General features: G+C 44.5%; 11 protein-coding genes. 7 read left to right on the forward strand and 4 right to left on the reverse strand.

Annotation, left to right across the window (positions count from 1 at the left end; translation table 11 throughout):
* Nucleotides 1-154: 154 nt before the first annotated feature.
* The 3 genes from QWZ04_RS19700 to QWZ04_RS19710 are packed head-to-tail and all read right to left on the reverse strand — an operon-like array spanning nucleotide 155 to nucleotide 5,637.
* A complete protein-coding gene (locus tag QWZ04_RS19700; RefSeq protein ID WP_290329947.1) occupies nucleotides 155-2,965 on the reverse strand; it encodes an Hsp70 family protein in 2,811 nt (936 codons plus the stop codon).
* A gap of 50 nt (nucleotides 2,966-3,015) precedes the next feature.
* Nucleotides 3,016-4,968 carry an Hsp70 family protein gene (locus QWZ04_RS19705; RefSeq protein ID WP_290329948.1) on the reverse strand — a complete coding sequence of 651 codons (1,953 nt, stop codon included), beginning with the start codon at nucleotides 4,966-4,968 and terminating at the stop codon, nucleotides 3,016-3,018.
* 36 nt (nucleotides 4,969-5,004) lie between these two features.
* The gene (locus QWZ04_RS19710) at nucleotides 5,005-5,637 is read right to left on the reverse strand and encodes a DUF2760 domain-containing protein (RefSeq protein WP_290329949.1); all 633 of its coding nucleotides are present in this window, start codon (nucleotides 5,635-5,637) and stop codon (nucleotides 5,005-5,007) included.
* Nucleotides 5,638-5,948: 311 nt separating this feature from the next.
* On the opposite strand from QWZ04_RS19710, the gene QWZ04_RS19715 reads away from it, so the two are divergent.
* From QWZ04_RS19715 to QWZ04_RS19745, 7 genes are all read left to right on the forward strand, one after another.
* Nucleotides 5,949-6,479: a 3'-5' exonuclease gene (locus QWZ04_RS19715; RefSeq protein WP_290329950.1), complete on the forward strand. Its 531-nt coding sequence runs from the start codon at nucleotides 5,949-5,951 to the stop codon at nucleotides 6,477-6,479.
* Between the two features lie 288 nt (nucleotides 6,480-6,767).
* Nucleotides 6,768-8,396, forward strand: a complete 1,629-nt coding sequence (locus QWZ04_RS19720; protein ID WP_290329951.1) for an HNH endonuclease signature motif containing protein — start codon at nucleotides 6,768-6,770, stop codon at nucleotides 8,394-8,396.
* Nucleotides 8,397-8,827: 431 nt separating this feature from the next.
* The gene (locus tag QWZ04_RS19725) at nucleotides 8,828-10,582 is read left to right on the forward strand and encodes an ABC transporter substrate-binding protein (RefSeq protein WP_290329952.1); all 1,755 of its coding nucleotides are present in this window, start codon (nucleotides 8,828-8,830) and stop codon (nucleotides 10,580-10,582) included.
* A gap of 19 nt (nucleotides 10,583-10,601) precedes the next feature.
* Nucleotides 10,602-11,555 carry an ABC transporter permease gene (locus QWZ04_RS19730; protein ID WP_290329953.1) on the forward strand — a complete coding sequence of 318 codons (954 nt, stop codon included), beginning with the start codon at nucleotides 10,602-10,604 and terminating at the stop codon, nucleotides 11,553-11,555.
* Nucleotides 11,556-11,565: 10 nt separating this feature from the next.
* A complete protein-coding gene (locus tag QWZ04_RS19735; protein ID WP_290329954.1) occupies nucleotides 11,566-12,453 on the forward strand; it encodes an ABC transporter permease in 888 nt (295 codons plus the stop codon).
* Between the two features lie 2 nt (nucleotides 12,454-12,455).
* A complete protein-coding gene (locus QWZ04_RS19740; protein ID WP_290329955.1) occupies nucleotides 12,456-13,460 on the forward strand; it encodes an ABC transporter ATP-binding protein in 1,005 nt (334 codons plus the stop codon).
* Complete coding sequence (locus tag QWZ04_RS19745; protein WP_290329956.1) at nucleotides 13,457-14,437, forward strand: ABC transporter ATP-binding protein; 981 nt, start codon at nucleotides 13,457-13,459, stop codon at nucleotides 14,435-14,437. The genes QWZ04_RS19740 and QWZ04_RS19745 overlap by 4 nt, the downstream gene beginning before the upstream one ends.
* Nucleotides 14,438-14,535: 98 nt before the next feature.
* Here QWZ04_RS19745 and QWZ04_RS19750 read toward each other — a convergent pair whose 3' ends face one another.
* Nucleotides 14,536-14,979, reverse strand: coding sequence for a tellurite resistance TerB family protein (locus QWZ04_RS19750; protein ID WP_290329957.1), 444 nt, complete (start codon nucleotides 14,977-14,979; stop codon nucleotides 14,536-14,538).
* Nucleotides 14,980-14,989 lie beyond the last annotated feature (10 nt).

The raw sequence follows: 14,989 nt of genomic DNA on the forward strand, positions 1-14,989 counted from the left end.
ACTAAATTGATATGCTATCAGTTTAATTGATTTGCGACTTATTATTTGTGGTGTGAATGTGTGATGTTGTTCATATTTAGAGTATAAACAAGCCGAAGTCATCGCTTCGGCTTGTTTGCAAGTAATTGATTAATTAGTGATTGATAAGTTGTCGCTAATTTTTTATCAAACTGAGCCCATGCGGTAGAGCATCACCAAAGACCCGTTTTGATTCACTTTCTGATAGGTCTTTGACCTCTTCAACCAGTGATATCCAAGAGTCAGAAACTTTGCTTTGTTTCAATTTGTCGAGTACCTCTTGACGGTAATCGTCCGAAATATCAAACAAACGGTCGCCTGTTTTTCGGCAAATCATGACGGTTGCAAACGCAATCATTGGCTCTTTTAACCAATTTTGCTCAAGCAATTTTGGAAGCCATTGCTCGACCTGCTCACGTGGGATCACGCTATGTTGGCTGCCATATAGTGGCGTTCTTGATGCAAGACGACCTAGCGCCCACCAATGAGCTTGTTCAAACTGGTTTTGATTAATTGCTTTACTTAAGAACCAAGTAGAAAGTAACACTTTGTCTTCTACCTCTAAATGCTCAAGTGAAGCTGACAAGCGAACCATGGCTTCGTAACCTTTGTCTTGCGCATCTTTTGCAGACTTAGGATTTTTCATTGCACCAGGGTGCAGGTATTTGGCTATATCGGCAAGGATGTTCTCCTGCTGTTCTTGGTTTAACCCTCCTGCAATGCGGCGCCAAAATACCCACCAGTCGGTCCAACCCTGGTGGTTTTGAAACTGAACCCCTTGCTGATACAGAGCCCAGACTTGTTCCATTCGCCATGAATCGGTAGGGTCGCCAAAGCCTGGCCTCATTGCAAATCCAGCGAGGCGTAACCAGTTTTTCTCATGGTGCTCGGAACGACGACGACGCTTTCTGCCTTGGGAAAACGAATCAAATAGGTGGCGTAGGGTAGTGAAGTCCCATTCATCGCGTTTTCCTAGCCGTTTTTCCAGATCTTTCGCTAGAGTTTTAATCGCTTTGGTGTCGGCTGCGTTTTTGTTACCGCTGTACAAACTGGTAATGAGCGTTTTAGATTCCTCTAAGCGGGGATGCAGATCAACGCCGTCACTTTCTTCTGTTTGTTGATTTCTCACTTCAAACTCGAGAGCCCAGCGTTTACTGTCATCGCCTATACTCACACATTCCATTTTAAGGGTACCGACTTCCGTTAACTGACAAGCCAGTTGCACTTCAACACGTTCCTTTTGATTAGCTTGCAGTTGTTTATCTTCTGAGCCATCCAATGTTGAAATATACGGAGGTAGCGGTGCAAAAATATCAGGGTCTACTTTTACCATTACGCCATTTTGCGCCGGCGTCTGGTCGGTTAATTGATCATGAGTAGACGTGAGCAGGTTAAAGCGGACCGGTTCACCGAGCGTAAGAGAGAAGCGGCGGCCACTTAATCGTATTTCATGCCCTTCTTCAGTCCCTTTAGCAAGCAAACACAGTGCTTGACCCATTTTGTTTTTTTCTTGCAAGTGGAGGAAGTATGAACGTGCAACACCACCACCGATTTTTAATTGTGCTCCACGGCGAGCTTTGCCAAAGGCCACGGCCCCAAGAGCAACGGACCAGTCCGGATGAGGATTGTCTAGTACGGTAACGTCTGCACCTCGCCATTTGCCTAATAGCGAGGTCAGTCGGTCAGTCACTAGGTCACTGTTGAATACACCACCATTGAGTAGCAGGCCAACTGGAATTGCAGGGGCACTAACATCTTCATTATTAAGCGCCGCGTGACTCACTTGCTGGTGGGTAGTGAGGAATTCAGCAATGTGTTTACTTACTGCGGGATCAGCGACGTACGGTAGGCCAAACTCAACAACGGCACTGCGACGCTTATCAGGGGTTTGTTCAAAGTCAGAAAGTGGGAAAAAGCCATCAAGAGCAATACTATGTACTTCTTGTTTGGTTAGGCCGACACTTTTTGTACCACCAAGGAGCTTTGAACCACTGCCTAACATGGTGATTTTGACTTCATCAGGTGCGTTGCTTGAAAGCAGATTTTCTTTGGCTTTTCGAGTCTGTTGAATTAGCTTGGTTAAGCCTGCGGCATTGAGTTTTTTGTTTTGGCTAAAACGTTGCTCCGCAAGATGGGCAAGAGCCAAATCGAGATTGTCACCACCTAGCATTAAATGCTCACCAACACCGATGCGGTTCAAGCCTAGTTCGTCATTATCAAACTTTGCTTCAATGAGGCTTAAATCCGTTGTACCACCACCGACATCACACACCAAAATTAGCGGTAACTCTTTTAATTGCTCAGAGGCGGTTTCGTGATGACGTGCGTACCAGTCGTAACAGACGGCTTGTGGCTCTTCAAGTAGAACGATGTTCTTAAGGCCCGCCATCGCGGCTGCTTCTAATGTGAATTTACGAGCGGTTTCATCAAATGAAGCTGGAACAGTCACGACTACATCTTGGTCTTCCAGCTTGTTTCCAGGATTGCGGTAATCCCATGATTGACGAATGTGGTTCAGATAGCTGGCACTTGCGACGACAGGGGAAACTTTTTCGACGTCACTCGCAGCGGCCCAAGGCAAAATCTCAGACTGTCTGTCGACACCTTGGTGAGAAAGCCAACTTTTAGCACTGGAGACTTGTCGACCTTCGACTTTTGCACCCAATTCACGCGCCCATTCGCCGACAATGATGTTATCTATATCGCCTTTGACCCCTTGTTGTTCCCAAGGGAGTACTAGATCTGAAGCCGAAATTTGAGCGTTAGCAGGATGGTAGCGAAAAGAGGGCAGTAGCGGCTTTCGTACCACTTCACCGAGGCCAATCAGTTGGTCGATGTCGAATAGAGAAACGGGAGCGTGCTGTAGATCGTCTGAAATTTCACAAAAAGCGACCACAGTATTGGTAGTACCAAGATCGATGCCGACTAGAAAGCGAGGGGATGCCATAGGATAACCTCTAATAAAAACGGCACCCTAATTGGATGCCGTTAAGGAGTTTATGAGTGTGCTTGTTCGTGGGTTGTATCTGCGTCTGAGGCACTGTCTTCGCGTACGTCAAACTCAACGTGCCACTTTTGACCGTTGTCTGATGCTATGGCTTCTAGGTACAAAGTACCCAGCTCTGTCACGCGAGAAGCTAAAGTAACAGGAACCACTTCACCTTCACGACGGCCTTCAGAAACCGACAGTGTTACCTGAATTTCTGGTAACTCATCAAGCTCTTCAGGGTTCCAGTGGTCAAGGTGAGTACCGGCCGCATCTTCACGGCGTACTGTCGAGCCAAAGAACTGAAAATGCACCGGTTGGCCGATGATCAAACCGAACTCTTGGCTAGGCACTTGAACACTTGAGCCTTCTTCCATACCAAAAGGAGCCACACATAAGGCTTCCATTGGCGGCGCCATACCTGGAATAGCAGGCATCGCGCTCTCTATACCTACGTAGTAACTTGATGCAATGCCACCGCGAATACGAACACCTTGGCCACGACGTACTGCGCCGTAGTAAGAAGCGCCGCTCGCAACAGCGAGATCCAAATCTAAGCCTGATAAGCGTTTTGCAGACTCTGAATCTGCCTCGATTAACCAGCTGTCGATGGTTTCAGATAAACGGTTTGCCAATAGATCCGACTTAAGCACACCACCATTAAACAAAATGGCCGTTGGCTTAATGAAGTCTGCGGCTGGGACGCTCGCATCCATCCCTGGCATACCAGGCATGTTAGCAAACGGGTTGAAATCTTGTTCGGGTGCTTTTTCGCCACCGAGTGCGTTGGCTTGCTTAGATAGGAATGCCGCAATGTGGCGGGTAATTCCTGCATCTTGAGCGTAAGGTAAGCCCATTTGCGTTAAGGCGCCGCGAGTTTTTTGTACCGGATGGTCAGTCACTGCAACCTTCGGGAAGAAGCCATCAACCAACGTTTGTTGAACTTCTTGCTGGGTTAGTTCTGTTTTAAGCGTAGCGCCCAATAATTTAGAACCTCTGCTTGGCACGACGATAGGTACTGCCTGTAAATCACGATCATTTAGCAGTGCTTCTTTTGCATCACGACAAGCATGAGTCATGGCTTGAACTTGCCAAGGAGCCAATTCTTTACCGTCTTGAGCTAACTTCATTTTTAAACGATAGGCTAGGGCAAGATCCATATTATCGCCACCCAAAAGGATGTGCTCACCAACTGCGATACGATTCAGTGTTAGGTTGCCTTCGTCTTGGGTTACTTCGACCAAAGATAAATCCGTTGTACCACCACCAACATCAACAACCAGAACAATGTCGCCAACGTTTACTTCATCACGCCACGTGTCGTTGCTGTTGTCGATCCAGCTGTACAGTGCCGCTTGAGGTTCCTCAAGTAGCGTAAGGTGTGAAAATCCAACGTTACGAGCTGCTTCTGCGGTTAAATCGCGAGCCGCAGGGTCAAAAGAAGCAGGTACAGTGATGGTGACATCTTGAGCAGAAAGAGGGTGCTCTGGGTATTTGTGATCCCAAGCTTCTTTCAAATGCTGTAAGTAAAGCTCCGTGGCTTTTACTGGCGATACTTTTTCAACTTCTTCAGGGCTACCTTGAGGAAGGAATGCGTCACGGCGGTTTACACCGCCATGGCAAAGCCAAGATTTGGCACTGGCAATCAGGCGAATCGGCGTTTTGCTACCAAGGTTACGAGCGATAGCACCGACAAGTGCTTTGGGCTCACTTGACCAAGGCAACACGCGAGAAGCCGTGTTCATTTCATGTTCGTGCGGTTGGTATAGAAAAGAGCCCAACTGGCTACGATCTTCTACAGTTCCTGGCCCCGTTAGTTGAGGGATAGCCATCACTTCAACACGAGCGTCTTCATTTGTGGTATCAACAAAAGAGAGTACGCAGTGAGTGGTACCTAAATCGATACCAATGCTGTATTTCGCTTGGTTTTCTGAATTCATAGTATTTTGGGTTGTGTCTTGCATAGTTTATTCTTCTTTATAGATGCGTGTGATGCGCTATTACAGCTCAACTTCTGCCGGGGCAATCACAGATGCATCGTAATTCTCTGCCAGTTTTGGTAGCGTCATTGAGGTGGCTTTCCACCCTTTATGTACTAGCGTGCCATTAAATGGCGCATTGCCAGTGACATTGCCTGTTAGGCGAACTTCTTGCGGGTTAAAGCCTGCTTCAACCGTGATGCGTGTTTCTTCGTCTTCGTTGCGAACGTGCGTGAGTTCTACGTAGTCAGCCAGCACTTTTTTGCCGCCAGTGTGAATAACTCGCGCTGCTGCGCCCACTTCTTCGTCTGAGAAAGAGGTGAGGTCTTCTTGCAAGAAATCAATTAGGCGAGCTTCTTGTTGCATGATAGAAAGCAATTGCATTGCAGAGTCTGTAGTCGCAGTTGCTAGCTTAGACTCTACTTCAACGACTTTCTCGATAACCTTTTCAACTTCGACGATTTTTTCGACTTCGACGATTTTCTCGACATGTTTTTCTACTTCAACAATTTTCTCTACTGGTTTCTCAACCACTTTTTCGACGACTTTTGTTTTGCGTGATACGGCAATAAGCAACAGCATAAAGCTTGATGCTGCCAAACCCGTGTGTAGCATGTCGAATGTTGTTGGAATTAAATTGATGTCAAAGTTCATAAATGCGTTCTCTATCGGCAAGTGTGGCATGAGCCAATGGCATGCCTTGATATAGCGGAAATAGGGGCGAACTGTATCATATTCAAGGTGTCTAGCTCGAAGAATTATTGCGTCAACCTTGGCTATGCTTGTTTGTTAGCTGTTTTTTTAGCCAAAAAAGACACTGGAATTAATGATACTAGCGGCAAATTATCGAATTCCATTCGCAATGAGACGACTTTTAATCAATCAAGCGGCATAAGGCTGCGTTTCAGGATTTGCTGAGGTAGAATGGCGGCGAAATGAAATAACAGGCAGTTTAAAGGCTGGAAATGAATTATAACCGTGTAGTGTGCTTTGATTTAGAAATGTGTTGCTGGAATGTCGATGGCGTTGGCACCACAGGTGAGATCATTGAAGTTGGCTTAGCAGAGATTGACCTTAAAAAAGGAGAAATCGTTAAGCGGGCACAATACTACGTGAAGCCTGAACATGATGAAGTGTCGCTTTTTTGCGCAGAATTAACGGGCATTACTCCTCGTAAAGTAGAGAAGCAAGGTAGACCGTTAGAAGACGTGATGAAGTCCATGGTTAAGAATTTTGGTGGGGCTAATAAAATCTACGCAGCTTGGGGGCACGATGATTTCATTCTAGCAAAAGAATGCGAACAAAAAGGTCTAGAGATGCCGTTTAAAGAGTTCGTCAATTTAGCCACCTTGTTCCGTATGCAAAATCGACTTAAAGAGAAACGAATTGGTCATCGTGCTGCGCAAGAAAGCAAAAATATTGAGTGGGAAGGTCGGCAGCATTCAGGGTTTGTTGATGCCTATAACTTAGCAAAGCTAGCCTTGACTATGTTGTAACATAAGTTGCTAATGTAACGTGTTGTTTATAAAGCCGAGAATTCATATTCTCGGCTTTTTTATATCTGCTCAAACTGAGTAAAGAGAGCTCAGTTAACTTTATGCTTAGCTTTTCGTTTTTGATCATCTGATACCTATCGTGTTTATTGTGTGATACCTGCCAAAATTGTAAGTAAAATGTAACAACCCTAATTTATAAATTGAGATCTGAGTTTGTTTTTTAGCCCTGGCGAGCTCTTATTCTCTTAGTCGCGATAAAAATCGCGACATATATAAAAAGGTGGATACATGAAATACGGAATTTTGTCCCTCGTTGGCGCTACGTTGCTTTCACACAGTGCAATAGCGCAAGTCACAAATGGGGATTTTGAGCAGTGGAACGGTAACTCTCCGCAAGGTTGGTCGACAATTGATAGTGGGATCAGCGTTTCTCCCACATCGGATCAAGTTAAAAGTGGCGGGATTGCAGCCAAAATAGTTGTGAATACGGGCTCTCAAAGCAGCACCGACTTTTTACAATCACTAAGTGTAGAACAGGGTAAAAGCTACGACTTCTCAGCGTCAGTGTTTCATACTGAAGGTGGGATTAAAGCGCGCTTATACGTTGATGGATATCGCGATTACAGTGTACCTAGCAAAACAGGTCAATGGCAGGACGTTGCTTACCGTTATACGGCAACTGCCGACAAAAATATTGTCGTTGGCGTGCGGTTTTACGATGTAAGCGGGTTTGATGGTTCTGAGGCGGTGTATTTAGACAACTTTCAGCCAACAGAAACGGCAACAACTCCAACTCCGGGTGATACGTGTAATAAAACAAAAGCTACGCTAACGTTAGTCACCGATGAATACGCTTCGGAGACCAGTTGGTTGTTGAAAAACAGCAGCAATCAAGAACTGTATAACGGTTCAGAATACAGCAACAATACTACCTACACTAAAGTCATGTGCTTAGGCGATGGCGACTACACTTTTGAAATTAATGACTCTTACGGTGACGGTATATGTTGTGGCTCTGGTGATGGTTCATTTCAAGTCGAAGTGAATGGCAAGTCGCTGGTTTCTGGTGGTGAGTTTCAAAAAACTCAGTCTTTAGTATTTAAAATTGGCGACTCGGGAACAACACCTCCCGTTGATCCACCCGTATTAGGTGATTACTACAAATCCGCAGAGGGTAAAACAGGCTTTGCTCTGAAAAGTGCATTGTATAGCGTCATTCGTGATCACAATAGCCAAGGCTACGGCAATATTTGGAACCTTGTGAAGGTTGCTGATGTCGATAATTACTATGAAAAAGATGGCTCAATTTTAGATGTATATTCTGAAAAGCCAATAGGTTCAGACAGCGTGTCATTTGTTAAAGTTACTGATCAATGTGGTCAATATAGCAAAGAAGGCGACTGCTACAACCGTGAACATTCTTTTCCAAAAAGTTGGTTTGGTGGCAAAATTGAACCGATGAACTCTGATGGACACCATTTATTTGCTACAGATGGCTATGTTAATTCAAAACGCAGTAATTGGCCGTTTGGTGAGGTAGGTAGTGTAACTTACACTTCAAGCAATGGATCTAAATTGGGCTCTGCTCGATCAGGCCTTGGTTATTCTGGCACGGTATTCGAGCCAGTCGATGAGTTTAAAGGTGATTTTGCTCGAGCATATTTTTACATGGCAACCCGCTACGAGAATGCGATCGCAAATTGGGAAGGAAACAGTGACAGCGCTAATGCTGTGCTTAATGGAACGAATACAACGGTATTTGAACCTTGGTTACTTGCAATGCTTAAACAGTGGCACAAAGCTGATCCCGTCAGCCAAAAAGAAATTGATCGTAATCAGGCAGTATTTGATTTCCAAGGTAACCGCAACCCGTTTATTGACCATCCTGAGTTTGTAAGCTCAATTTGGGGGCAGTGATCGAGTAACATCAAAAGGCTCATTTAGTGAAACCTCAAGGCTCTTGTCTTGGGGTTTTTTCGTTATTTTCTCATTTGAAGTCATTCCCATTTATCATGGATTGTTATCGCCTTAGTTTGATAAGTCGCTTACTGTCTGTTGTTTATTCCTAACTAGTTTAGTGAACTAGTGATTCGTGCCGTAAAAAAGTTAATTGATGGGAATTAATGTGGTTTTTGTGAGCCGGTATGAGATTTTTGATATTCATTTCATGAATAAAATGTGGGTTTTGTTGACTTTTGTCTAATGCCTGAGGTTTCATAGTTGCCGTGTTCAAATTATGGTTTTAGTTTTTGTGGCGCCATGAGCATATCTGGCTGATGGACTTTGCCGACACTAAAATAGTTTTGATTTTTAAAAGCGCTCTCTCAGAGACACAAAAAGGAATTTGTATGACCAAGTTTAAACTTTTACCACTGGCTGCGATGATGGCGGCTTCGTTTGCCGTTGCAGAAGAAGTGAAGGTGTTTAAATTCTCTGAAAATGGTACACCAACAACGTTTGATACCGTTCAATCTGGTACTAAGTACAGCAATACTATCGTCACTGCGGTTTACGATACGCTTTATGAATATAAGTATTTGCAGAATCCGTTTGAATTAAAGCCTAGCTTAGCGGTTGGCATGCCACAAGTTTCTGAAGATGGCCTAACTTATACGATCAAGATCAAGCAGGGCGTTAAGTTTATTGATGATGCAGCGTTTGAAAATGGGCAAGGCCGTGAATTGGTTGCAAGCGATTTCGTCTATTCGGTTAAGCGTCACTTTGACCCGGCGAATCGTTCTCAAGGCTCATGGCTATGGACTGGAAAAATTGTTGGGTTAGATCAATGGAAGCAAGATGGCGCAGATTACAGCAAAGCAGTTGAAGGCTTAAAAGCAGTCGACGACTATACAATTCAAATAACACTGACTAAACCATACCCTCAACTGACCTATACGCTCGCTATGGGATATGCTGGCGTTGTTCCTGTCGAAGCCGTTGAAAAATATGGTCGCGAGTTTTCTGTTCACCCGGTTGGCAGTGGTCCTTATAAACTGATTTCTCATAACAGTACCAAAACAGTTCTTGAGAAGAACCCAAATTATCGACATGAAGTGTTCAACCTTGAAAAAGAAGGCTACGACCCTGTGATACATGGTGGTATGGGCATTGCGGAACTCGAAGGAAAAACCCTTCCAATCGTTGATCGAATTGAAGCCAACTGGATCAAACAAGCTTCAGCTCGTTGGAACTCATTCACTAAGGGGAATGAGATCGTAAATTCATCTTTGCAGAATGAACAACTTGATACCGTTTTACAATCAAAGCATCCCGTAAAACTAAAGCCTGAATATGCTGAAAAATATCACTTCCGCGCCTCAACGGAGCCAGGTTTTGTTTACAACGTGTTTAATTTTGATGATGAATATTTCGGTCATTCTGATGACCCTAAAACTAACGCTCAAAATAAAGCACTGCGTTGCTCCATTATTAAGTCGTTTAGTTGGCCCGAGCGTGTGTCGCGTTTCTACCTTGGCCTAGGTAACGCGTACCCTGGTTTTATTGTTCCAGGAACCGATGGATTTGATCCTAATATGGACAAGACATCTATCACGCAAGATTTAGCTGGCGCTAAGGCGTTACTTAAGGAACACGGTTGGAACGCCAAAAACTTGCCTGTGCTCTATTACCCGTCGGTATCTAGCGTACGTGCTAAGCAGTTCTTTGAGCAATTTAGAGGCAACCTGACCAAGATTGGTTACCCGAAGAAGAAGATAAAATTCAAATCTTACGCCGCATTTGGTGATTACAACCGTGACGTGAAGAACAGTAAAACACAGATGATTGGCATGGGCTGGGGGCTTGATTACCCAGATGCAGAGAACACATTGCAATTATACTACGGCCCGAACCGTTCTCCTGGCTCAAACAGTTCGAATTACGACAATCCGGAATACAACTCGTTATTTGAGAAAGCGTCTGTGATGCAGCCAAGCCCGGAACGTACGGCTATTTACCAAGAACTGAACCAAATTCTGGTTGATGATTGTGTCGGTATTAGTGGCTTTTCTCGTACGGGTATTCAAGTTTGGCATAAAGAAGCAATTATGTGGCCTCAGCGTGACATCATTGGTAACTACTTTAAATATGTAGATGTTAAGTAGTCGATAGGGCCAAATAAACATGGAAACGTTGAAATATTGTTTGCGCAAATTGGTATACAGTTTGCCTCTTTTGCTTGGTGTCACATTGATAAGTTTTGTTCTGATGGTCTATTTCGGGCCAGATAAAACTTATGACTTACTAGGAAGAAACCCAACGATTGAGGAGATCAATGAGATCCGTCATCAGTTAGGCTACGATAAGTCATTCTTTGTGCGCTATATGGAGTACTTGCATCAAGTCATTACCTTCGATTTCGGTTATTCCGATTCAAGTGGCGAAAAGGTAACGAGCATTCTTGGTAAAACAATCCCGGTGTCTTTGGCTTTGGTATTGCCTGGTTTTGTTTTAGGGCATTTTATCAGTATTGCTCTTGGGTTGTTTGCTGCTCAACATCGAGGCACGTTGTTAGATAAAATCGTGATGTCTAGCTCTGTTGTAGGCATGAGCATCTCGTACTTAATTGTCATCATCGCGCTGCAGTTGATCTTCTGTTCCAGTTACGGTCTAAATCTCTTCCCAGTGTATGGCTGGGAAGTGAATTCTCTATCGGACTACCTGTATTACATTACGGTCCCTACCATGTGTTCTGTATTTGTTTCTGTTGGTTATAGCACGAGATTTTATCGCGCCATTATCGTTGAGGAAACGACACGAGATCACATTCGAACAGCGAAAGCATTTGGTCATAACCCGACCATGATATTGCTTAAGCACGTATTGAAAAACGCCATGATTCCGATTATCACACGGATAGTATTCTCTATCCCATTTGTGGTGATTGGCGGGTCTTTGCTGCTGGAAAGCTACTTTGGTATTCCGGGCATCGGCCTAATCACATACGATGCCATCACAACCGGCGACCTACCCGTATTGAAGGCTGTGATTGTGTTAATTACTGTTTTGTTTATCGGCGTCGTCAGTGTTGTAGACGTGCTTTACAAAATGGTCGATCCGCGTATTTCATTAAAATAGGGACATTTTTATGACGGATATACTCAACGTTGAGCCAGTAGAAAAACCGCTCAAACGTGAATCTCTGTGGAGTAAAGCTTTTCAAAAATTCAAACGAGATCGCCTAGGTATGGTGAGCCTCTTTGTAGTTAGTGCGTATTTTGTTATTGCTATTTTGGTGTGGAGCGGCTTGATTGCCCAGCAATGGGATGAGTTATTAGCCAGTGGTCAAATGGGGCCAACCGCAGAGTACTGGTTTGGCACAACCATCAACGGGCAAGATATATTTCAGCGCGCCATCTATAGCACCAAAACAGCTTTTGAAGTTGGCTTGATTGTCGCTTTGTTTGCAACTGCAATTGGTGCGATAGCAGGTTCATTCATGGGTTACTATTCTGGTACGGTGCTAGATGAATTTGTCTTATGGATAATGAATAGTATTGACTGTGTACCGTATTTCTTATTGGTCGCAGCGATCGCGGTGGCCCTTGATGGAAATCCTTATTCAATGCATATCGCCATGATGTTTGCATTTTGGACGGGTACAGCAAGGGTGGTACGTGGTGAAGTTATTAAGCTTAAGAATATGGAATTTACCGAAGCGGCGCATTCGTTAGGGGTTCCGACCTACAAAATCATCTTTAAGCACTTAATGCCCAATACAACGCACATTTTGTTGGTTGAAATGACGTTGCTCTTTATCACAGCAATTAAGAGTGAAGTGATCTTAAGCTTTTTAGGCTTAGGTATTAAAGACAGCATTAGTTGGGGCTTAATGATTTCTGAAGCAAGCGGCGAAGTGACGGCGGGCCATTTCAGTAACTTCTTTGCCGCTTCTGGCATGCTGTTTGTGTTGGTTTTGGCATTCAACATGTTTTCAGATTCACTGCAAGATGCACTAGACCCAAGGAAGGTTTGATCATGTCTCAGTATGAACCCTTGTTAAAGGTCGAAAACTTAACGGTAGAATTTAAAACCGATAAAGGCGTGGTGAGGGCGATTAATGGCGCGAGCTTCGAAGTAATGCCCGGGGAAACTATTGGTATTGTGGGTGAATCAGGCTGCGGAAAGTCGGTCAGTTCGCTATCTATTATGGGGCTAGTTCCGTCTCCTCCTGGAAGAATAGTGGACGGCAGTATTCAATTTCAAGGTCGCGAATTAATTGGGCTCAGCGAGAAGGAATATCGGAAAATTCGTGGCAACGATATCTCGATGATTTTCCAAGAGCCAATGACTGCCCTGAATCCGGTGCTTAAGATCAGTACTCAAATGATCGACGTTATTCGTAACCATAACAAGGTATCTAAAGCGGAAGCAAAAGAACGTGCAATTGAAATGCTAAGAACGGTTGGCATTCCTGCTCCGGAGCAACGTGTTAACGAGTACCCACATCAGCTTTCTGGCGGCATGCGCCAGCGCGTTATGATTGCGATGGCTCTTTCGTGCAAGCCTTCACTGTTGCTAGCGGATGAGCCAACGACAGCGCTAGACGTGACCATTCAAGCGCAAGTAATGAAAGAGATGGTACGCCTGCAAAAAGAACTGAATATGGCGGTCGTACTTGTGACCCATGATTTGGGTGTGGTTGCTGAGTCTTGTAAGCGAGTAGTGGTGATGTATTGTGGTGAAGTGATCGAGCAAGGCCGAGTTGAGGATATTTTTGCCAAACCTAAACACCCTTATACGCAAGGGTTACTGAAGTCTATCCCTATTGTTCGCGATAAGAAAATACCGCGTCTTCCAACGATTGAAGGAGTAGTCCCCGATCTATTCCATTTACCAAATGGTTGTCGCTTCGCGGATCGGTGTGACAAAGTCTCTGCTCATTGCCATCAAAGTTCGCCTAAATTATTGGGAGAAAGTGGGCATCAAGTGGCGTGTTTTAACTATGAAGATCAACGCCAATTGGTAGGAGCGATGTCATGACCGATGTTCTATTAGAAGTTTCTGGGCTCAAAAAACACTTTACCGTGGGCAAGAGCTTCTTTAAGCGTAATCAAGGGGTATGCAAGGCGGTTGATGACGTTAGCTTTAAAATAGAAAAAGGCAAAACGTTGGGTTTGGTTGGCGAGTCTGGTTGCGGTAAATCGACTTTAGGTCGCTGTGTGCTTCGCCTATTAGAACCGACATCTGGCAGTGTGAAAATTAACGGCCAGAATGTGGTCGATTTAGATGCAAAGAGTTTAAAAGCGCTTCGCAAAGACATGCAGATAATCTTTCAAGATCCGTTTGCGTCTTTAAGCCCTAGAATGACCATTCATGACATATTGCGTGAGCCTTTAGATACGCACCAAATCGGTACGATTGAGGAGCGAGAAGCAAAAATCGCAGAAGTGATGGCTATTGTGGGTCTGCGACCTCAAGCACTTAATCGCTACCCTCATGAGTTTTCTGGTGGTCAAAGGCAGAGGGTAGGCATCGCCAGGGCTTTGGTACTAGAGCCTAAGTTTATTGTTGCAGATGAGCCCGTTTCTGCATTAGATGTGTCAGTTCAAGCACAAGTACTTAACTTGATTGCAGAGTTGCAAGAGAAGAAAGGTATTTCGTTTTTGTTCATTGCCCACGATTTGGCAGTGGTACAGCACATTTGCGACGAAGTAGGCGTGATGTACCTGGGACGCATGGTAGAAAAAGCGCCAGCGGAAGAGCTATATCGAAATCCTAAGCACCCGTACACGCAAGCGTTGTTGTCGGCGATTCCGGTGCCTGATCCAACCATTACTTCAGAGACGATTCCGTTAGAAGGCGATGTGCCGTCACCGCTTGCCCCACCAAGTGGCTGTACGTTTAGAACACGTTGTAAGAAGGCCACTTCTCGGTGCAGTAAAGAGGTGCCTCAAGTGCACAATCTGGGTGCCAATGGTAAGGAACACCTCGTGACTTGCCATTTGTTTGCTGATTAACGTTTTACAGTGTTAACTTGCCTGAAAAGTCACAGCCTCATTTATGGTAAATGAGGCTTTTTTCTAGTTTATCTAACTGCGTTTAATCGCTAGGGGACTTAGCCTGTCACCTGCAATTTGGCGCGAATAAATTCAGCGTGATCGACATAAAGTAATTCCGCGACTTTTCTAATCACCGCTTCTTCCATTGGATCAAGTTCGCCATCAGCGTAAGCGACTTGCCACATGGCTTTGATGATAGAAAAGCGTTCTTCCTGTTCTAAATGTCTTAACTGTGAAGTGAAATCGTATAATGATGCAGAATCTTCAGACAGGGCCATGGCAGATTCAAGCAAGCTGTTTGCTCTTGCTTCATCTACTTCTAACACTTTCATTAGCATTGATATCTTTGCGGCATGCTCTGCTTTACCTACATTATGATCGGCGTTCGCTACTTCACAAAACAGTGAAGCAATAGCAAGATCTGGATTTGATTTGTTGCTTGCAGCGAGATCTTGTCCCTCTACTAGTTGTTTGAATATTTTAGATAGTACACCAATCATATCGATTCTC

Source organism: Vibrio tapetis subsp. quintayensis (genome assembly GCF_030409945.1).
Classification (GTDB): domain Bacteria; phylum Pseudomonadota; class Gammaproteobacteria; order Enterobacterales; family Vibrionaceae; genus Vibrio; species Vibrio quintayensis.